This window comes from bacterium (assembly GCA_030655055.1).
Taxonomy (GTDB): domain Bacteria; phylum Edwardsbacteria; class AC1; order AC1; family EtOH8; genus UBA5202.
Genome location: JAURWH010000154.1, coordinates 1 through 19,498 on the forward strand (window position 1 = coordinate 1; position 19,498 = coordinate 19,498).

The window sequence follows — 19,498 nt, forward strand, 5'->3', positions numbered from 1 at the left end:
GCTTGGGGATTATTCACATAGTTGTCAACAGATTGTAAACAAAGGCAAGGCACTGATAATCAAACAGTTACGAAAAAATAACAACATTTGCAAAAGGCTTATCAACAATGCAACAAGGGTGTATAAAATATCTATTAACAAGGGGTTATAGAGTGTCATTGAAGGGCAAAGTTATCAACAGGGTTTTCCACAGAAAGGGCCATAAAAAAGAAAAAGAAACCACGGATTGCCTGCCCCGTGATTTCATAGTGAAAAACATATAACGGTGCTCTTTGCTGAGCCAGGATGTAAATATATCAGGTTGCCGAAAAAAAGTCAATAGCGTTTTACGAAAAAGAAAAAATAAACTGTCAGAAAAACACAACAACAAAATATTTTACTTGAAATAAGTCTTCTTTTAGGTTAAAGTTTGAAAAAGGAACCCACCAAATAATTTTTAATTAAAAAATATGTCAGACCAACGCCTTGGTATAAGCCTGGAAGAATTGTCGGGCGCGACCGGCCGGGAGATCACCCCCGGCCAGATCCAACAATTGGAACAATACGCCCGGTTTGTTTTGGACTGGAATCAGAAAATAAATCTGATCTCCCGCCAGAATGCGGAGCAGACAGTGGCCGGCCACATCACCGATTCGCTGGCGGCCCTGCCCCTGCTGGACGAGGCCGCCATTTCCAGCCCGGTTCCGATGACCGTTATGGACCTGGGCTCCGGCGGCGGGTTTCCCGGCTTTCCCCTGAAGATCTGCCGGCCCGGCATCAATTTGACCTGTGTGGAGGCCACCCAGAAGAAAGCGAAATTTTTGGACCTGGCGTCCCAGGAGCTGGCCTTGCAGAACGTAACGGTGGTTCCCCAGCATTCACAGGAGCTGGTCAAGGAGAAGGAATTGCTGAGCAAATACGATGTGGTGCTGTGCCGGGCGGTGGCCGAACTGAAGGAGCTGGTCAAGAGTTCGTTTCCTTTCCTGCGGCCGGGGGGTGTGCTGCTGGCCTTCAAGGCGCAGAAGGCGGAGCAGGAAATAAAGGAAGCGGAAAAAGAGCTGGCCAAACAGCACATGCGAATAAAAACCATCAAAGAATATGTCATTGACGGGAAAACCCGGCAGATAATTGTGCTGGAAAAACAGTAGCCGTGACCAGCAACAAACACACCCATCTGGTCCTCTTTGACATCGACGGAACTCTGGTGCACTGCGGGGCCACGCCCAGAAGGGTTTTCAAGCAGGCCCTGCTGGAGGTCTTCGGTACCGCCGGTCCGATAGACAACTGGATCTTTGACGGCAAGACCGACCCCATGATCGTGCAAGAACTGATGGAGGCCGCCGGGGTTCCCTGTTCTAAGCAAATGACAGAAAGGGCGCTGAATCTTTATTCCTCCGCCCTGCAAATAGAACTGCCCAAAGCGCCGGACAAAAAGATCTATCCCGGGGTGAGGGAGCTGCTGGAGGAGCTGGGCAAGCATCCGGTGCTGTTGGGGCTGCTGACCGGGAATATCAAACCAGGCGCCAAGGCCAAGCTGGAGTCCTTGGATTTGTGGCATCATTTCCCCTTCGGGGCGTTTGCCGACGACTCGTCCGTCCGCAGGGAGCTGGCGGACATAGCGGTGCAGAGGGCCTTTGAGCTTTCGGGGCAGAGATTCACCGCCAAACAGATCGTGATAATTGGCGACACCGAGCACGACATCAACTGCGGCCGGCACTTGGGGGTCAGAACTATTGGGGTGGGAACCGGGAGGAGTTCGGCAGCCAAGCTGTTGGAGCACGGGGCGGACAAGGCTTTTGAGGATTTCAGGGAACATCAAGAGGTAGCCAGGGTAATATTGGAAGCATGAACAACTGCAAAAGAAAAAGCCCCGGGTCGTTCACGACCCGGGGCTTTTCAAGATAGTTCCTTAGAAAATTGCGTAACCAACCATGACGGATATGTTGGAATTTTTCCAATCATACGATGTTCCATCAGCATCGTCCTTTATTATAGTAGAAAAACTGTTGCTATACCGAGCCTCAAAGGAAAGTTTTATGGGCGTGGACACACCGGCACCAACGACAAAACCCAGATCCGAGTCCTTGACATTGTCCATGCTCCCGGTCCAGGTGCTGTCGCCCTCTGCCAATTCATAAGAACTTCCAACTTTGACCGCATAGTATGGGCCGGCCAATATATATGGTTTGATCAGTATCCCGAAAGAATATTTGACCATTACCGGGAGCTCCGCATAATTTATCCTGTATTCACCCACCCACGGGACTCCGGCATTGTCTCCGGAAAGCTTGCAGCCCTTTTGCGAATACAGCACCTCTGGTTGAATCGCAAAGGATGGGAGCAAACTAAGGGTTAGATAGCCGCCGGCCGCCAGGCCGGAACGCGACTCGGCTCCCTGGGCCCAGTCTCCATTCACAGAGGACAGATTCAACCCGCCCTTTATCCCGAAAGAAAGTCCCTGGGCCGAAACCAGAGAACCCAGGCCCAACAAAACAACCAGGACCAGTATTTTTTTCATGGATACAACCCCCTTTATTTTTGTGGTTTACAACCATCATCATAATAAGTTTAGCGGCAAAAGTCAATGGAAAACACAGCCAATATTTACTTAAAATAAAAAAGATATTTTTTGCAGATTTTATAATTATTATGGTATAATAAAAAGCTTGCAACAATGACCTTTAACCCCGGATACGATCATTTACAAATGACAAAAATCATAGCCGTAGCCAACCAAAAAGGCGGGGTGGGAAAGACCACCACCGCCATCAACCTGGCCGCCAGCCTGGCGGTGCTGGAGAAGACAACCCTGCTGGTGGACCTTGATCCCCAGGCCAACGCCACCAGCGGCCTGGGCCAGGATAAATCCCAGGTGGAGCGGGGCATCTACGACGCGCTGATGGAGGGGATCCCGCTGGCCGAGATCATCCTGCCGACCGCCCTGCCCAAGCTGATGCTGGCCCCCTCGCAGATAGACCTGGCCGGGGCCGAGGTGGAGATGGTGGAGCGTCAGGGCCGGGAGTTCCTGCTTAAGCCCCTGGTGGAAGCGGCCGCCGGAAATTTCCAGTACATCATAATTGACTGCCCGCCCAGCCTGGGCCTGCTGACCATCAACGCGCTGACGGCGGCGCACAGCGTGCTGATCCCGCTCCAGGCCGAGTACTACGCGCTGGAGGGGCTGGGCCAGCTGATGAACACTTTTGACCTGGTGAAGGAGGGACTCAACCCGGCGCTGGAACTGGAGGGGATCCTTTTGACCATGTTCGACAGCCGGCTGAACCTGGCCCAGCAGGTGGCCGACGAACTGCACAAGCACTTTCCGGAGAAGGTCTATAAGGCCGTGATCAACCGCAGCGTGCGGCTGGCCGAGGCCCCGTCCCACGGAAAACCGATAATCCTTTACGATGTCAACTCCCAGGGGGCCCAGGGCTATTTGAGCCTGGCCCGGGAGATAGTGAAAGCCGAAAAAACAAGGGAAAACCAGCCACCGCTGCAGCGGGGTGCCGCTGTTGCGGCAAAGGCAGAAAACAAATAAACGGAGTATTCCCGGATGAAAAGCATTAAAGTTCTCGCGGGGTTGCTGGTTTTGATGGCGCCAATGCTTTGGGCACAAGAACAAGAAGACATTATGCTTTCGCCGTTCTGGGAGTTTTATTCGGACAACCATCTTTCCCCGACCGCGGCCGGGCGGGGTTATGCGGGGGTGGCCGAGACAGGGGACCTTACCCTGGCCAACATGAATCCGGCATCAATTGCAGGCAACGGCAACGGATGGGCGGCGGCTACGGTCTATAAAACCAAAATGCCATGGCTAAAAGATGCGGTGGACGGCATCTACCTAACGACCAATGTTCCATCGTTGTTCTTCGGCGGGTGCCGGCAACTGGGCGAAGCCGTGACAGTCGGCCTGGTCTACAGCGATTGTTACAGTTACACCCTGGATTTTGGCGAAGTAGTATATACAGGAACATCCGGAGAAGATTTGGGAACAACAGATGCTTACGACAATATAAACCTCTCTCGAATCTCTTTGCCAATAGCCTTTAGGGCCACCCCGGCCTTTGCGGTCGGCCTTGACTTTGGCGGGAACTGGGTTCACAGAAAAACCAGTGGCTTTATAAATAATACGGTTGATCTTTTTACTCTGGTGCCAAAACTTGGGTTTATAGTGGGTCCGGTCTCAGGTTTTTCTTTTGGATTCTCAGCCACACCTCAGTCCAGCACAAAATACGATTATCAATATGAGTTTTGGGGTATTTCCCATATTGAACACTACACCAACAACTACCCCGGCCGGCTGGCTGCAGGCTTTAAATATCAGGGACTCAACGCCAATTATTATTTTGATCTGAACTACGTTAATACCGGGATAAACGAGAACCAGATAGACAGGCGCGATTTTAACCTGGGGGCAGAACACCGGCGGGGCATCTGGGTTTACCGGGCGGGACTTTTCAGCGTCATGGATTACCGCAATCCGGAGATCGAGTGGCTGAACGAGGTGGGGCACGACAGTCAGTATTTTTTAACCGCCGGAATTGAAAAGACCGACGGCCGGGTCACATATGCCGTCAGCATCATAGATTCCCACCTTCTATCGCCGGGCGATTTTAAAACCACCAAGATACAGGCCGGGCTTAAATATTCCTTCAAAAACAATTAAAGGAGCTCGCCATGGACCCGAAAAAACTTTCGTCCAAACTTTTGATCAAGCCCGGAAAAAAAGTGAACCTGGAAAAGATCAAGCCCGGCGACACTTTGGGGTTCAAGGACAAGGAACAGGCCGTAAAGATGTTGGAGAAGAACCAGAAGCGGATGGCCGAGCTCCAGTACCTGCTGTATGCCCAGAACAAGTACGGCCTGCTGATAGTGCTGCAGGGCATGGATGCCTGCGGCAAGGACGGCACCGTGCGCCAGGTGATGCGGGGGGTGAACCCCCAGGGCTGCAAGATCGTCTCCTACAAGGCCCCCAACTCGGTGGAGCTGGACCACGACTACCTGTGGCGCATCCATCATAACGTGCCGCCCAAGGGGGATATCGGCATCTTCAACCGCTCGCACTACGAGGACGTGCTGATAGTAAGGGTCCACAACCTGGTTCCCAAGGAGGTCTGGTCGGAACGCTACGGCCAGATCAACGATTTTGAAAAAATGCTGGCAGGCAACAACTACGTGGTGCTGAAATTCTTTTTGCACATCAGCAAGCAGGAACAGAAGGAGCGGCTGGAGGCCCGGCTGCAGGATCCCACCAAGAATTGGAAGATGAACCCCGAGGACCTTAAGGAACGGGCCAAGTGGAACGATTACCAGAAGGCTTACGAGGCGGCCCTCTCCAACTGCAGCACCAAGCAGGCCCCCTGGTTCGTGATCCCGGCCGACAAGAAATGGTTCCGCAACCTGGCCATCTCCCAGATCATCGTGGAATCGCTGGAAGGGCTGAACATGAAGTTCCCCAAGCCGGATTTTGACCCCAAGAAAATAGTGGTAAAATAACCTATCCCCCGTCCCCTTCCCTCGAGGGAAGGGGAGTCAAAGGGGTTGGGTTAAAAGATAAACGAACGGAGACCGCATGCCTGCACCCAAACGCGGGCTGGGCAAGGGGCTTTCGGCCCTGATCCCGGCCAAACCGGCAAAAACATTTCCCGCCAGCCATCCCGAAGGACTGGAGCGGTTCCTCAAGGTCGGCGACATCAAGCCCAACCGCTTTCAGCCCCGCCGCAGCATCAAGGACGAATCGCTGGCGGAGCTGGCCGAGTCCATCCGGGAGAAGGGCGTGATCGAGCCGGTGATAGTCCGGCGGAGCGGGACCGGCTACGAGCTGATCGCCGGCGAGCGCCGCTTCAGGGCGGTGCAAAAGCTGGGGCTACCCGAGATCCCGGCCATCGTCCGCCAGGCCACCGACCAGGAGGCTTTGGAGCTGGCGCTGATAGAGAACATCCAGCGCGAGAACCTGAATCCGGTGGACGAGGCCAAGGGCTACGAACGGCTGCAGAAGGAATTCACCCTGACCCAGGAGGCTTTGGCCAAAAAGGTCGGCAAGGAGCGTTCCACCGTGGCCAACAGCTTAAGGCTGTTGACCCTGCCGGCCGAGGTCCAAAAGATGCTGGAGGAGGAAAAGCTTTCCGCCGGCCACGCCCGGGCCATATTGACGGCTGTTGGCGCGGCCAGACAGTCGGCGCTGGCCCGGGAGATAATCGCCAAGGGTCTTTCAGTACGGGAGGCCGAGGCCAAGGCTAGGGGCGAGCTTGGAAAGCAGACGCCCGGGCCGGTTCCGGCAAAGAACAAGAACCTGGACCAGCACCTGTCCAACATCCAGAACGAGATGCAGCGGGCGCTGGGGACCAAGGTCCGGCTGGTGCCCAAGGGCAAGGCCAAGGGGAAGATAGAGATCGAGTACTACTCGGCCGAGGATTTTGAAAGAATAATGGAACGGTTGAAGATAAAGGTTTAGACCCCTCCACTTCGGAAGATTAAATTGAAAGCCCTTCTCAGTGAAGCGTCCATCCATCCCCGCATCGGAGCGGGGACAGAGTAATGCTCAGCGTTTATTGTGATGATGTCCACCGGAAAAAAGGAGCATTGTATGGAGATCAAAATAGCATCCATCATCAAGCCCGAGGACGTCAACTTCATCCTGGGCCAGACCCACTTCGTCAAGACGGTGGAGGACCTTTACGAGATACTGGTCTCGGCCGTGCCGGGGATCAAATTCGGGCTGGCCTTCTGCGAAGCCTCGGGCGCCTGCCTGATCAGGTCCGAGGGCACGGACGATGAGATGGTCAAGCTGGCGGTCGATAACGCCAAAGCGATCGGGGCCGGGCACAGTTTCATCATCTTCCTTAAGAACGCCTATCCCATCAACGTCCTCAACGCGGTCAAGAACTGCCCCGAGGTCTGCCGGATCTTCTGTGCCACGGCCAACCCCTGCCAGGTGATAATTGCCGAGAGCGAGCAGGGCCGGGGGATCCTGGGCGTGATAGACGGCTCCTCTCCCAAGGGGGTGGAGGATGAGGCTGGAAAAACCTGGCGGAAGGAACTGTTGAGAAAGATAGGGTACAAACGATGACAACCAAGTTTCCAAACAGGGGGACACCGCAATGAAACCAATGAGCAGGCTTATCCTTGCCGGCTTTATCCTATGGGCGATATCGGGCGTTTCCGCCCAGGCCCGGCCCATCCTTGCAGGGAGACTTGAAAAGGCGGGAAAGGATGAAACGTTCCCGGTGCTGGTGTATTTTACCGACAAGGGCATATCAGCCAAAGAAGACATGAACGGCGCCCTGCAAAGACGCCGTTTGGAAATGACCCCCCGGGCCCTCAAACGCAGGGCCAAAACGGGGCGGGAACAGATGACCTATGAAGATCTCCCGGTTTGCCCAGACTATGTCGGGCAGATTCAGAAAACGGGAGCCCTGCCCAGACAAAGGTTGAATTGGTTCAACGCCGCCAGCTTTGAGATGACGGGATCGCAGGTCAAGAGCTGCCAAGAGCTAAGCTTTGTAAAAAAGATAGAACTGCTTCCTGCCCGCAGTAAAAGAACCCGGCCGGAACTGGAAACCACCAGCCCGAAGGCGCCGGAGGCCGGAAGCCCCAAGGCTCATCTGCTGAATTACGGCCTGTCCCATGCCCAACTGCATTTGAGCGCCATCGACGTCTGCCACGACTCGGGTTATTCGGGAATCGGCGTGCTGGTGGCCATGTTCGACAATGGCTTCCGGAAGGGCCACCAGGCTTTCGATTCCATCCGGGCCGACGGACGCTTGCTGGACGAGTGGGACTTTGTGACCAATGCCGACACAGTGGCCTGGGACTCGCACGGCACTGGCACCTGGTCCGAGGCCGGCGGCTACGTGCCCGGGCAGTTGATCGGGCCGGCCTACAAAGCTTCATGGGCCATCTACCATACCGAGGACATGAGCCAGGAAATGCCGGTCGAGGAGGACCACTGGGCCGCGGCGCTGCAGCGGGCCGACTCCCTCGGTGCCGACGTGGTCTCCAGTTCGCTGGGCTACCGGGATTTCGTCGAGGATCCCCTGCTTTCCTATACCTATGAAGACCTGGACGGGAACACAGCCATCAGCACCCTGGCCGCCCGGCATGCGGCGGCGCTGGGAATAGTGGTCTGCAACGCCATGGGGAACTCGGGTTACGACGGCATCGGCTCACTGGTGGCGCCGTCTGACGCCGATTCCATCCTCTCGGTAGGCAACGTAGATTCTATCGGGGTGATCAACTCCTCCAGTTCGCTGGGGCCGACCTACGACGGCCGCCCCAAACCCGAGGTCTGCGCCCAGGGCACATTGGTCTGGTGGGCAAGCTGGACCGCCACCACCGCCTACGGCCGGGCCACCGGCACCTCCTGCGCCACGCCCCTGGTGGCCGGAGCCTGCGCCCTGATTTTGGAAGCCCACCCGGACTGGACGCCGATGCAGGTGCGGGAAGCCCTGATGATGACCGCCAGCAGAAGCGCCAACCCCGACAGCACCACCTACGGCTGGGGGGTAATCAATGTTTGGGCGGCCATCAATTACTTCGCCGCCGGGGTGCTGGGGCAACCGGCGGAGCCGCCGGTACCCGTGGGAATGATGCTCTCCTGCCGGCCAAACCCGCTTAAGGCTGAGGCGGTCATAAGCTTTGCCATGCCGTCTACGGGCAGCGCCAGGCTGTCCATCTATGATATAACCGGCCGGCAGGTGTATCAGGTACCGATGACCAATGCCAATCCGGGAGTGAACCATTTTTCCTGGAACGGCCGCGACCAATCGGGCCGCTTATTGGGCAATGGGGTTTATTTCTGCCGGGTGAACGCCGGGGACCATGCGGGAACAATAAAAGTCACGCTTATCCGCTGAAACTTTTTTCCAATATTAAAAGACAACCCGCCAAGAGGAACTTTTTTGTACATCAAAGATTTCAACAAACCGGCCCTGATCTATAAGGGCCAAAACATAACCTACGCCCAGACCATAACCGCGGTCAAAACCCTTGCCGCCGGTTATCAGTTGAAAAAAGGCGAGCGGGCGGCCATCTTTGCCGAGAACCGCCCGGAGTGGGTCTATTCGCTTTTCTCGGTCTGGGAGAAAAGCGGGATCGCTGTTCCCATAGACTATCTGTCCCCGGCCGACGAGGTGGGCTACATCCTCAACGACTGCCGCCCGGAGATAGTGTTTTGCTCCGACAAGACCAAAGAGGTCATGAACGCAGCCGTGGCCGGACTGAAGGACGGGTACCGCCCAAAGATATTGGTCTTTGAGGAACTGCCCAAGGCCGGGTCCACCCTGGTCCAGGAGCCGGTGAGCTACGACATCCACGACACCGCCATCATCATCTACACCTCCGGCACCACCGGCAGCCCCAAGGGCGTGATGCTGACCCACGACAACCTGCACTCCAACATCGAGGCGGTGGTTGATGGGGCAAAGATCTATTCCGAGCGGGACAGGCTGCTGGCCATCCTGCCCTTCCACCACATCTTTCCCCTGATGGGGAACATCATGGCCCCCCTGTCCTGCGGCGGCACTTTGGCGATCCTGGAAAAGATATCATCCGAGGACATCCTGAACGCCTTCAAGGATTACAAGATCACCATCGTCATCGGAGTGCCCCGGCTTTACCGGCTGTTCCACAAGGGGCTGATGGACAAGATCAACGCCAGCCCGGCCGCTAAAACACTGCTGAAGATATCCCGCAGCCTGAAGTCCCTGGCCTTCGGCCGGCTGGTATTCAAAAAAGCCCAGGAGGCCTTTGGTGGCAGCATCACCTACTTCGTCTCCGGCGGGGCAAAGCTGGATGAGCAGGTGGGCGGAGACCTTTACGCCCTGGGCTTCGAGATCCTGGAGGGTTTCGGCATGACCGAGGCCGCCCCCATGATCACCTTCACCCGGCCGGGACAGGTGAAGATCGGCTCGCCCGGCACCCCCACCACCCAGACCGAGGTCAGGATCGAGGACGGAGAGGTGCTGGCCCGGGGCCGGAATATCATGAAAGGCTACTACAACCGGCCGGAGGAGACCGCCGCCATCTTAAGGGATGGCTGGCTGCACACCGGGGACCAGGGGCACCTGGACGTCAGGAACCGGCTGTACATCACCGGGCGCAAGAAGGAGATCATAGTCCTTTCCAACGGCAAGAACATCAACCCCGAGGAGATCGAGAACCGCATCCTGTCCATCTCCCCGCTGATCAAGGAGATCGGGGTCTACTCCCGGGACGAAAAACTGGGGGCGGTGATCCACCCCGACCTGCAGGCGGTGAAGAAGGAGCAGGTGGTCAACCTGCGCGAGACCATCAAGTGGCTGGTGCTGGACAAATTCAACCTGACGGTCCCCAGCTACAAGAAGATCCACCATTTTACCCTGGTCACCAGCGAACTGCCCAAGACCCGGCTGGGCAAGCTCAAAAGATTCCTGCTGCCCCAGATGGACGTCAAGAAGGCCGAAGGCCAGCAGCAGAAGCCAGATCCGGACACCGATGAATACCGGGCCCTGAAGGCCTATCTGGAAAAGGCCCTGGACCAGAAGGTCTATCCCGAACAGCATCTGGAATACGACCTGGGGCTGGATTCGCTGGGCAAGATAGAGCTGGACCTGTTCCTGGAGAAAAGCTTCGGGATGAAGCTGGACGAAGAGGACTCGGTTGCCCATCACACGGTGGAAGGATTGAGCCTGCTGATAGCTGGGCAAAAATCCCAGGCCAGGGAGGAAAATTCCGACTGGCACAGCACCCTGCAGGAAAAAATAAGATTTGAACTGCCCCGGAGCCTGTTCATGCAGCAGTTCCTGAAAATGATGGCCTCGCCGCTTTTTCGCCTCTACTTCAGCCTCAAGGGCACCGGGCAGGACAACCTGCCGCCGTCGCCGTTCATTCTGGCGCCCAACCACCAAAGCTTTTTGGACGGGCTGTTCCTCTCCATTCTTTTGCCGGACAGGGTCCTTAAAAACACCTATTTCCTGGCCGCCGGCAAACACATCAAGACGCCGCTGACCCGGTTCTACGCCCGCCACAGCAACATGCTGGTGATGGACATCAACCGCGACCTTAAAAAGACACTGCAGCAGGCGGCCTCAGCCATCAGGGAGGGCAGGAACCTGGCCATCTTTCCCGAGGGGGCCCGCAGCCGGGACGGCAATCTGCTGGAATTCAAAAAGACCTTCGCCATACTAAGCAGGGAGCTGCAGGTGCCGGTGGTGCCGGTGGCCGTCTCCGGGGCCTATGCCGCGTTCCCCATCGGCCGCAAACTGCCCAAGGCCGGAAAGATATCGCTGAAGTTCCTTCCGCCGATCTACCCCGGAGAGATGGACTACCAGCAGATCGCAGACAAGACCAGGGAGGCCATAGCCGGGAACCTTTGATATTTTTTCCCGGGACAAACTGTTTTAACCGCCAATAACAGACCCGCAGCCGAAAAGGACATCCTTTACCCAACCGATTAAAAGGAGCACTGCCATGCCGGACTGCGAATGTTTAGCCGCCTGCCCGTTCTTTAACGACAAAATGGCCGATATGCCGTCCATGGCCGGGATCTTCAAAAATAAATACTGCAAGGGTGATTTTCAATCCTGCGCCAGGTATATGGTCTTTAAAAAGTTAGGCGAGGGCCATACCCCGGAGGATCTTTTTCCCAACCAGCTAAGCCGGGCCCAGGATTTGATAATGGGCAAATGAAACGGGAAGAACAGAACCATAGCGGCACCCAAATAACTGATCCCAACAATCTGTTTCCTATCGTATATGCGTTGCTGCGTGATATATTTTTCCCAGACCGGGAACACCCGCCAGGTGGCCGAGACCATCCAGGAGGCCCTGGCGGCCCAGGCCGGTTCCTGCGCGCTGGTGCGGCTGGAGGACGCCGACCCGCTGCTGGTGGAGCGCTATGACCTGATAGGTCTGGGGGCCCCGGCCTTTTATTTTAGGGAGCCATACAATGTCCAGAAGTTCCTGGAGGAACTGCCGGATCATTCAGACAAGCCAAAACCCTTCTTCTTTTTTGTGACCCACGGCGGAACGCCGGGGGCAATATCCCAAAGGATCAGCACCCTGGCCGCCCGGCAAGGCTTTGTTACCCTTGACTTTTACCAATGTTTGGGATATGATACATATCCGCCTTTTGCCGCAAGGGTTCCGGCCTCCGGGGCCGGGCACCCCGACCAGCAGGACCTGGAAAGGGCAAAGATCTTTGCCGAGAGCGTCCTGAACAAGGCCCGGCAATTTGTCCAGGATCCAAAAACCGGCAACTGCTCCCCGCCCGGCAGTTCTTTGACCCGGGCCGTGGCCGGAATGTTCAGTCACCGGGCTTTATTGCGGCATATGAGAACGGGGCTGCTGCCCCGGAAGGACCTGAAAAAAGAACTCTGCACCAAGTGCGGGCTTTGCGCCGAACAGTGTCCCACCAACGTCATCAGCCTGGATCCGTATCCGGTCTTCCGGGAGGAGGACTGCATCGCCTGCTATCAGTGCGAGCGCATCTGCCCGGAGCGGGCGTATAAAAACAACTGGGTTCCTTTCAAACTGCTGACCGGAGAGTATCTCCACCAACTTTTGTCAAAATTATTTCACGGACAGAAAAATCCCAAACCTTAGGAGCGGTTGAATGTCTTTAAAAACAAAGAGCCCCATAACCAAAAGCGAAACAGCCGAAGCCCCCAAGCCCAATCCCACGCTGGAGCTGGTTAAAAGGCTGACCCAGGTCTCGGGTCCCTCGGGCTACGAAGCCCGGGCGGCCAAGGCGGCCCTGGCGGAACTGAAGCCTTTTGCCGACCAGGTGAAGATAGACAAGATGGGCAGCGTGGCCGCCTTCAAGAAGGGCTCGGGCCCAAAAGCTTCCGGCAAAAAGATACTTTTAGCCGCCCACCTGGACGAGATCGGCCTTTTAGTGACCAGGATCGAGGAGGGCGGTTTTCTGCGCTTTACCGAGATCGGCGGGTTTGACATCAGAGTCCTGTTAAGCCAGGAAGTGGTGGTCCATCCGGTGGGCCGGCTGGGGCCGGGCACCGAAAAATTCTATCCCGGGATCATCGGGGCCAAGCCGCCGCACTTTCAGACCCCCGAGGAAAGCCATCAGGTGATAGCCCTGGCCGACCTCTACATAGACCTGGGGATGGAGGAAAAGGAGGTCCGGGCCATGATTTCGGTGGGCGATGTGGTGACCATGCGGATGCCGTTCATCAACCTGAAGAACGACCGGGCCGCCGGCAAGGCCATGGACGACCGGGCCTGCATAGCGGTGATGGTGAAGACCCTGGAACTGCTTAAAAAAATGCGCCACAGCTGGGACGTTTACGCGGTGGCCACGGTGCAGGAAGAAGCGGGCTGGGGCTGCCTGGGCGCCCTGACCGCAACCTATAATGTGAATCCGGACATCGGCATCGCCATAGACGTGACCCACGCCGACATGCCGATGGCCTCCGAGACCGAGACCGCGCCTTTGGGCAAAGGACCCACCATCTCCATGGGACCCAACCTGCACCCGGCGGTGGTGGACAAGCTGAAGGCCGTGGCCAAGGAAGAAGAGATCCCCTACCAGTTGGATCCGGTGGCCGGGGTCACCGGCACCGACGCCATGGACATCCAGATCTCGCGCGAGGGGATACCCACCGGCCTGATAGGCCTGCCGCTGCGCTACATGCACACCCCGGTGGAGACACTGGCGGCCTCGGACGTGGAGCGCTCGGCCCGGCTGCTGGCCCGGTTCATCGCCGAACTGGATGACATCAAGCTGGAGTGGAAAGACGAGGACTGACGCACAGGCTTTCTTGAAAGTGACACGAGATGGTTCAAAGGAGTTGTAATGAAACTACTTTTTGAGTGGGATGAAGAAAAAGCAAAAACAAACATCAAAAAACACGGCATTAGTTTTGATGAAGCCACAACGGTTTTTCTCGACCCCTTCTCAATAACGATACCTGACCCCAACCATTCAGTAGATGAACAAAGGTATATTTCCACAGGCAATTCCGACAAAGGCCGGGTGCTGGTGGTGGTTTACACCGAGCGCAGGTTAAGCATACGTATTATCAGTTGCCGCAAGGCAACTCCAACGGAACGAAAACAGTATGAATAAGAAGAAGACCAAAATAGTAAAGGCAGAGGTCAACGATATGCGCGCCGAATATGATTTTACTGGGGGCGTTCGCGGCAAGCATTATCGGGCCTTGCAGGCCGGATATGCGGTCACCGTTCATAAGGCTGACGGCACAAAGGTTGTTAGAGAAGTGAAGCCAAAGGAAGGCGCGGTTATCATAGAACCGGACATTAGGACGTATTTCCCGGACTCAAAAGCCGTAAACAAGGCGTTACGGTGTTTAATTCCACTGCTTCCCCAAAAACAGAGGGCCAAGGCGAACAAAGCCCAATAGAGCATACTTTTCAATGAAAGAAAAGTCCGGATAGGTTCTTTACTGAGATAGATGACATCAAGCTGGAGTGGAAGGACGAGGACTGAAAACCACTAAAACAATCTTGGAACTATTGCCATAAAAAATCTGAAGAATGTAGTGTGAACAGGGAGAAAACAACTACTTTCCCCAATGGGCTAAAGGTTGTAACCCTTCAGATGCCGGAGAAAAAGAAAACCGGCATGATGGTTGCTGTCGGTGTTGGCTCCATCCATGAAACCCCGGAAACAGACGGGGCTGCACATTTTACGGAACACCTGCTGTTCAAGTCGAACCAGCAGAGAACCAGCAGCCAGCTTCTTCAGGACATGGAGTGGAAAGGGATCCAGCCAGGAGCGTTCACCGACCGCGACTGTACCGCCTTTCGCGTAACGTCACCATACCAGGCATTCACCGACGCCCTCCAGATCGCCTATGAAGCCTACCGGAACCTTGATTACCGGCGCGATGAGTTGGAAACGGAACGCGAGGTGGTGAACACGGAAATAAAGAGATGCGCGGAAAGTCCGGGATGCCATGTGATACATAATTTATTGATGCCCTACTATTTCAAAGGTACCGATCTTGAGAGGAATGTCTTTGGTCAAGTGAATGCTATTACCAACATTACCCACGAAGAGATGGTATCGTTCAAGGCAAAACATTATATACCCCAGAGGACAGTGATCTCCATCGCAGGCAATTTTGACCAGGACGAAATTCTCAATACAATAGAAAAGACCTTTGGCCGTATCCCGGCGCCCCATTATACCGAGGCAAATTACATCACAACGGTGACGGCCGTTGCCAAGGAGCCCCTTTATGAAGTAAGAAAAGGCGTGGGGCAGGTGTATATGGCCCAAATCCTGAAAGCGGCCGACCGGTTCTGCGGGGAGGAATATTACGCGTTACGTTTGCTGGAAACTGCCATCGGCAGGACAATGTATTGTAGAATGTTCAAGGAATTGCGGGAAAAAAGGGGAATTGGCTATGACAGCTGTTCCATGTACCAGGCCCATCCGGAGAACTGCATAATTTTTTGGGTCGGGGGCATTGATCCTAATCGTTTAGGGGAAGCTCGGGATGTCCTGGATCAAATCATAAATGACATTGTTAAGAATGGCCTCCCAAAGGAAGAAATCGAAGGAGTCAGAAACAAAGCGTTATCCCTGCTGCAGGACCGCTTGGAAAATCTGGACGACGTCACCATAGATCTCTTCAGAAAAGGAATGTATGGTTTTCCCTGCTCCATTCTTGGGGAAGAAGAGGGTTATAAAAATATCTCCGTAGAGACACTGACAAAGGCGGCCAATAGATATCTGACCCAACCGAGGATCGAAGCCGGAATAAAACCAGAGTAATGAACCGTCTAATTTATATTTAAGGAAACAATGATAGACCTTAAACTGATAGAACAACTGACCAACGCCTGGGGCGTCAGCGGCAACGAGAACCAGGTGCGCCAGATCATCCGGAAGCAGATCGAAAAGAACGTCGACGACATCCGGGTGGACGCCATGGGCAACCTGATCGCCTTCAAAAAAGCCAAGAGCTCCAAGGGTAAAGCTCTGAAGGTGATGATCTCCGGCCACATGGACGAAGTGGGGCTGATGGTGACCTCCATCGACAAAGCCGGCTATCTGAAATTCGACAAGGTAGGCGGGATAGACGACCGGGTGCTGCTGGCCAAGAGGGTGCTGATCGGCAAGGAACGGATCCCGGGAGTGATCGGGGTGCGGCCCATCCACATGCTGTACCGCAAGGGCGAGCACAAAAAGGTCTCCAGCCACGAGGAAATGTTCATAGATATCGGGGCCGCCAGCCAGGAAGAGGCCCAGCGCAGCGTCAACCCGGGCGACTACGTGATGTTCGACACCCCCTGCGAGGACTGGGGCAGCCTGATCAAGGCCAAGGCCTTTGACGACCGGATCGGCTGCTATATGATGATAGAACTGCTGAAGAAAAGATACAACTTTGACCTTTATGCCGCCTTCACCACCCAGGAAGAGGTTGGCCTGAGGGGCGGCCGGGTGGCGGCCTACCGCCACCTGCCGGACATGGCCTTCATCCTGGAAGGGACCCCGGCCGGGGATTTCCCGCAGTCGCAGGTCAAGGACGTCAGCCGGACGCCGGCCCTGGGCAAGGGCCCGGTGATCACGGTGATGGACCGCACCGTCTTCTGCGACAAGGGGCTGATCAAGCTTTTGACCGACACCGCCAAGGCCAACCGGATCCCGGTCCAGATCAAGCGGCCCGGCACCGGCGGCACCGACGCCGGACGGATCCATATGACCAAGGAGGGCGTCAAAACGGTGGTGCTGGCCATCCCCTCGCGCTACATCCATTCGCCGGTCTGCCTGATCAGCAAGCGGGACGTGACCGCCGGGATGAAGCTGATGGAAGAGACCTTCAAGAAAATAAGGTAAGGGCAATTCATCCAACTATGCCACAAACAGCTGCTACGTCGGACACGTGAATTGCCCCAACTGTAAAAAGATAAAACAAAAATCACTATAAAGGAAAAGTTTGATGAAAGACCTGATCAAGCGGCTGACCGAGACCTACGGCCCTTCGGGCAACGAGGATCTCATCCGGGAACAGATCAAAAAGGAGATCAAGGGCCTGGGCTGCGAGGTGCGCACCGACGTGCTGGGCAACCTGATCGCCGTGAAAAAAGCCAAAAGCTCCAAGCTTAAAGCTCTAAAAGTAATGGTGGCCGCCCACATGGATGAGATCGGCTTCATCGTCACCCACATCGACAAACAGGGCTTTTTGCGGGTCTCCAACATCGGCGGCATCTACCTGCACAACGTGCTGGCCCAGCGGGTGATCTTTGCCAACGGCACGGTGGGCACCATCAACGAGGAGCGGGCCGAGACCCCCAGCGACGCCAAGCGGATGGACAAGCTGTACATCGACATCGGCGCCTCCACCAAGCGCGAGGCCGAGGCCAAGGTGGCGGTGGGCGACGTGGCCGGGTTCTACCGCTGCTGCACCTTTTTGGGCAACCGGGTCATCGCCAAGTCCATGGACGACCGGATCGGCTGCGCCATCATGATAGAAGTGATGAAGAAACTGAGATCCTCGCCCAACGAGATCTACTTTGTCTTCACCACCCAGGAAGAGGTGGGCTTGCGCGGAGCCACCACCGCCGCCTTCGGGATCTCCCCGGACCTGGGGATAGCCGTTGACATCACCGGGGCCTTTGACACCCCGGACGAAAAGCCCAAACTGCCCTCGGTCCTGGGCGGCGGCGCGGCCATCAAGGTCAAGGACGCCGGACTGCTGGCCCACCCGGCGGTGAAAAAACTGATGATCGAGACCGCCAAGGCCAACAAGATACCCTATCAGCTGGACATCCTGGAGGGCGGGACCACCGACGGCGCCGCCATCTATAAGACCAAATCCGGCATCCCCACCGGCGTGATCTCGGTGCCCACCCGCTACGCCCACTCGGCCTCCGAGATGGTGGACATGGTTGACGTCAAGGCTTCGGTGGACCTGCTGGTGAAACTGCTTTCGCTGAATCTGCAGCAGAAGGGTTTTTAAAACACTTGGTCACGCTACCACGGAAACACGGAAGACCGAAAAAAAGAAATATTTATTCCGAAGGCATCTGAAAATAAATCCGTGTTAATCCGTGTCCGATATTAATATTTGGGATCCAATGAAAAAACGGGAAAGATACTTCTCCATATTCATAGTTCCGCACCACAAAGGCACCCAGAAGGAGCTGGAGTTCTCCTACACCGCTTTGCGCTGGCTGGGTATTTTGGGTGCGGTTCTTTTGCTGGCCGCTATCCTTTTGGTGGTCAATTACGGCCATATCTACTGGCGGGCCGGACAATACGAGCTGATGAAGAAGCGCCAGGCGGAGATGGAAACCCAGTTCGGGCGGATGAGCGAGCTGAACGCCGAGATATACCGGCTTAAGGCGGTGGAAAACAAGCTGAATGTGATGCTGGGCGTTCCCCGCCAGCCCGACACCCTTAACGTGGAGCAGATCACCGCCCATGTTCCGGCCACCGGGGACACGGCCGCAGCCGGCCAGCCTGCGGCTGTCCTTCCGGCGGCATCCCGGCGTAGCAATGTGCCGGCCATCATGCCCTGCAAGGGATGGATCTCCGCCGGGATGGCGCCGGGCCACACCGGCGTGGACATCGCCGCCCGCGAGGGCGACCCGGTGTGGGCTGCGGCCGACGGGGAGGTTGCTTTTGCAGGCTGGGACAACTACTTTGGCAATAAAATTGAGATCAAGCACAGCGATAAACTAACCTCCCTCTACGGGCATAACGCCAAACTTCTGGTTAAGGTTGGAGACAAGGTAAAGCAAGGCCAGGTAATAGCTTTGGTGGGAACAACCGGGCAAAGTTCGGGGCCACACCTGCATTATGAGGTCCACCTTAACGGACAGACGGTTGACCCGGCTAACTATTTGGTAAATAAATAGTTAGCTCCGCAATGCTCAATGGTCATCGGCTTCGGTCAATGGTGTTGGCCGGTAATCTCTTAGTTATCAATTGGATACGTAAGCCGTCTTTCACAAAGAAAGACGGCTTTGGTTGTTAGTGTTTTGTATATCAAGGAGTTACGACTGTTTATTGTCAGACCGTCACTGACGGGTCCGAAAAAATAATTCTTGACAAAAGATAAAAAAAGATATATACTTAAGTCCTTAATATTGAAGAACTCCGCTTAAATAAATAGTGGCGGTGTTTTTATTTCAGAAATCGGAGGTGATTTAATACGAAGGTTACCATTCGCGACAGTGATTCCTTTGAAAAGGCATTAAGAATCTTCAAACGCAAGTGCATTAAAGAAGGTTTGCTTGCCGATATGCGCAAGGGTGAGTTCTTCAGCAAGCCCAGCGTCAGGAAAAAAGTCAAATCGGCCAAGGCCAGAAGCCGCAAAGCCAGATTTGGAATGTAGGGATCACCGGAATAATATAAAAACGGCGTCTTAGTTGCTAAGACGCCGTTTTTTCTTTGGTCCCGGTCCGGGCAAAAATTACAAGTATACCGCCAGCCAAACCGCTATCACATAAAGCACCAGATCCCCCAACAGCCAGGCATCGGTCAACAGCGCCAACTCCGGGCTTTGGCCCTCTTCTTTCCGGTAGATCAGGTAAAGGTACCGGAAGATCCCGT

At 55.4% G+C, this 19,498-nt stretch carries 20 protein-coding genes; 19 read left to right on the forward strand and 1 reads right to left on the reverse strand.

The window, feature by feature from the left end; translation table 11 throughout:
• Positions 1-449 precede the first annotated feature (449 nt).
• The gene (gene rsmG, locus Q7U71_07280; protein MDO9391556.1) at positions 450-1,127 is read left to right on the forward strand and encodes a 16S rRNA (guanine(527)-N(7))-methyltransferase RsmG; all 678 of its coding nucleotides are present in this window, start codon (positions 450-452) and stop codon (positions 1,125-1,127) included.
• A 2-nt stretch (positions 1,128-1,129) separates the two neighbouring features.
• Positions 1,130-1,828 carry an HAD hydrolase-like protein gene (locus tag Q7U71_07285; protein ID MDO9391557.1) on the forward strand — a complete coding sequence of 233 codons (699 nt, stop codon included), beginning with the start codon at positions 1,130-1,132 and terminating at the stop codon, positions 1,826-1,828.
• Positions 1,829-1,888: 60 nt separating this feature from the next.
• Here the strand turns inward: Q7U71_07285 and Q7U71_07290 are convergent, their stop codons facing one another.
• Positions 1,889-2,497, reverse strand: a complete 609-nt coding sequence (locus Q7U71_07290) for a porin family protein (GenBank protein MDO9391558.1) — start codon at positions 2,495-2,497, stop codon at positions 1,889-1,891.
• A 189-nt stretch (positions 2,498-2,686) separates the two neighbouring features.
• Here Q7U71_07290 and Q7U71_07295 point away from each other — a divergent pair, with 189 nt between their 5' ends.
• From Q7U71_07295 to rpsU, 17 genes are all read left to right on the forward strand, one after another.
• Positions 2,687-3,514 carry an AAA family ATPase gene (locus Q7U71_07295; GenBank protein MDO9391559.1) on the forward strand — a complete coding sequence of 276 codons (828 nt, stop codon included), beginning with the start codon at positions 2,687-2,689 and terminating at the stop codon, positions 3,512-3,514.
• A 93-nt stretch (positions 3,515-3,607) separates the two neighbouring features.
• Complete coding sequence (locus tag Q7U71_07300) at positions 3,608-4,642, forward strand: hypothetical protein (protein ID MDO9391560.1); 1,035 nt, start codon at positions 3,608-3,610, stop codon at positions 4,640-4,642.
• Between the two features lie 11 nt (positions 4,643-4,653).
• On the forward strand, positions 4,654-5,472 hold the full coding sequence (locus tag Q7U71_07305) for a polyphosphate kinase 2 family protein (GenBank protein ID MDO9391561.1): 819 nt from the start codon (positions 4,654-4,656) through the stop codon (positions 5,470-5,472).
• 76 nt (positions 5,473-5,548) lie between these two features.
• Positions 5,549-6,430 (forward strand): ParB/RepB/Spo0J family partition protein, encoded by an 882-nt coding sequence (locus Q7U71_07310; protein ID MDO9391562.1) that lies wholly within the window; start codon positions 5,549-5,551, stop codon positions 6,428-6,430.
• 132 nt (positions 6,431-6,562) lie between these two features.
• Positions 6,563-7,045 carry an adenosine-specific kinase gene (locus tag Q7U71_07315; protein ID MDO9391563.1) on the forward strand — a complete coding sequence of 161 codons (483 nt, stop codon included), beginning with the start codon at positions 6,563-6,565 and terminating at the stop codon, positions 7,043-7,045.
• A 40-nt stretch (positions 7,046-7,085) separates the two neighbouring features.
• Entirely contained in the window at positions 7,086-8,831 is a 1,746-nt protein-coding gene (locus Q7U71_07320; GenBank protein ID MDO9391564.1) for a S8 family serine peptidase, read from the forward strand.
• A 45-nt stretch (positions 8,832-8,876) separates the two neighbouring features.
• A complete protein-coding gene (locus Q7U71_07325) occupies positions 8,877-11,330 on the forward strand; it encodes an AMP-binding protein (GenBank protein MDO9391565.1) in 2,454 nt (817 codons plus the stop codon).
• Positions 11,331-11,424: 94 nt separating this feature from the next.
• On the forward strand, positions 11,425-11,643 hold the full coding sequence (locus Q7U71_07330; protein MDO9391566.1) for a hypothetical protein: 219 nt from the start codon (positions 11,425-11,427) through the stop codon (positions 11,641-11,643).
• Between the two features lie 78 nt (positions 11,644-11,721).
• A complete protein-coding gene (locus Q7U71_07335; GenBank protein MDO9391567.1) occupies positions 11,722-12,558 on the forward strand; it encodes an EFR1 family ferrodoxin in 837 nt (278 codons plus the stop codon).
• A gap of 10 nt (positions 12,559-12,568) precedes the next feature.
• Positions 12,569-13,717 (forward strand): M42 family metallopeptidase, encoded by a 1,149-nt coding sequence (locus Q7U71_07340; protein MDO9391568.1) that lies wholly within the window; start codon positions 12,569-12,571, stop codon positions 13,715-13,717.
• Between the two features lie 48 nt (positions 13,718-13,765).
• Positions 13,766-14,038 (forward strand): BrnT family toxin, encoded by a 273-nt coding sequence (locus Q7U71_07345; GenBank protein MDO9391569.1) that lies wholly within the window; start codon positions 13,766-13,768, stop codon positions 14,036-14,038.
• Complete coding sequence (locus Q7U71_07350) at positions 14,031-14,333, forward strand: hypothetical protein (GenBank protein MDO9391570.1); 303 nt, start codon at positions 14,031-14,033, stop codon at positions 14,331-14,333. Before Q7U71_07345 ends, Q7U71_07350 begins: the two co-directional genes overlap by 8 nt.
• Before the next feature lie 140 nt (positions 14,334-14,473).
• The gene (locus Q7U71_07355; GenBank protein MDO9391571.1) at positions 14,474-15,712 is read left to right on the forward strand and encodes a pitrilysin family protein; all 1,239 of its coding nucleotides are present in this window, start codon (positions 14,474-14,476) and stop codon (positions 15,710-15,712) included.
• Between the two features lie 30 nt (positions 15,713-15,742).
• Positions 15,743-16,777, forward strand: a complete 1,035-nt coding sequence (locus Q7U71_07360) for a M42 family metallopeptidase (protein MDO9391572.1) — start codon at positions 15,743-15,745, stop codon at positions 16,775-16,777.
• 103 nt (positions 16,778-16,880) lie between these two features.
• The gene (locus tag Q7U71_07365; GenBank protein MDO9391573.1) at positions 16,881-17,900 is read left to right on the forward strand and encodes a M20/M25/M40 family metallo-hydrolase; all 1,020 of its coding nucleotides are present in this window, start codon (positions 16,881-16,883) and stop codon (positions 17,898-17,900) included.
• A 118-nt stretch (positions 17,901-18,018) separates the two neighbouring features.
• Positions 18,019-18,801: a M23 family metallopeptidase gene (locus tag Q7U71_07370; GenBank protein ID MDO9391574.1), complete on the forward strand. Its 783-nt coding sequence runs from the start codon at positions 18,019-18,021 to the stop codon at positions 18,799-18,801.
• Positions 18,802-19,109: 308 nt separating this feature from the next.
• Positions 19,110-19,280: a 30S ribosomal protein S21 gene (gene rpsU / locus Q7U71_07375; GenBank protein MDO9391575.1), complete on the forward strand. Its 171-nt coding sequence runs from the start codon at positions 19,110-19,112 to the stop codon at positions 19,278-19,280.
• Positions 19,281-19,498: the final 218 nt, after the last annotated feature.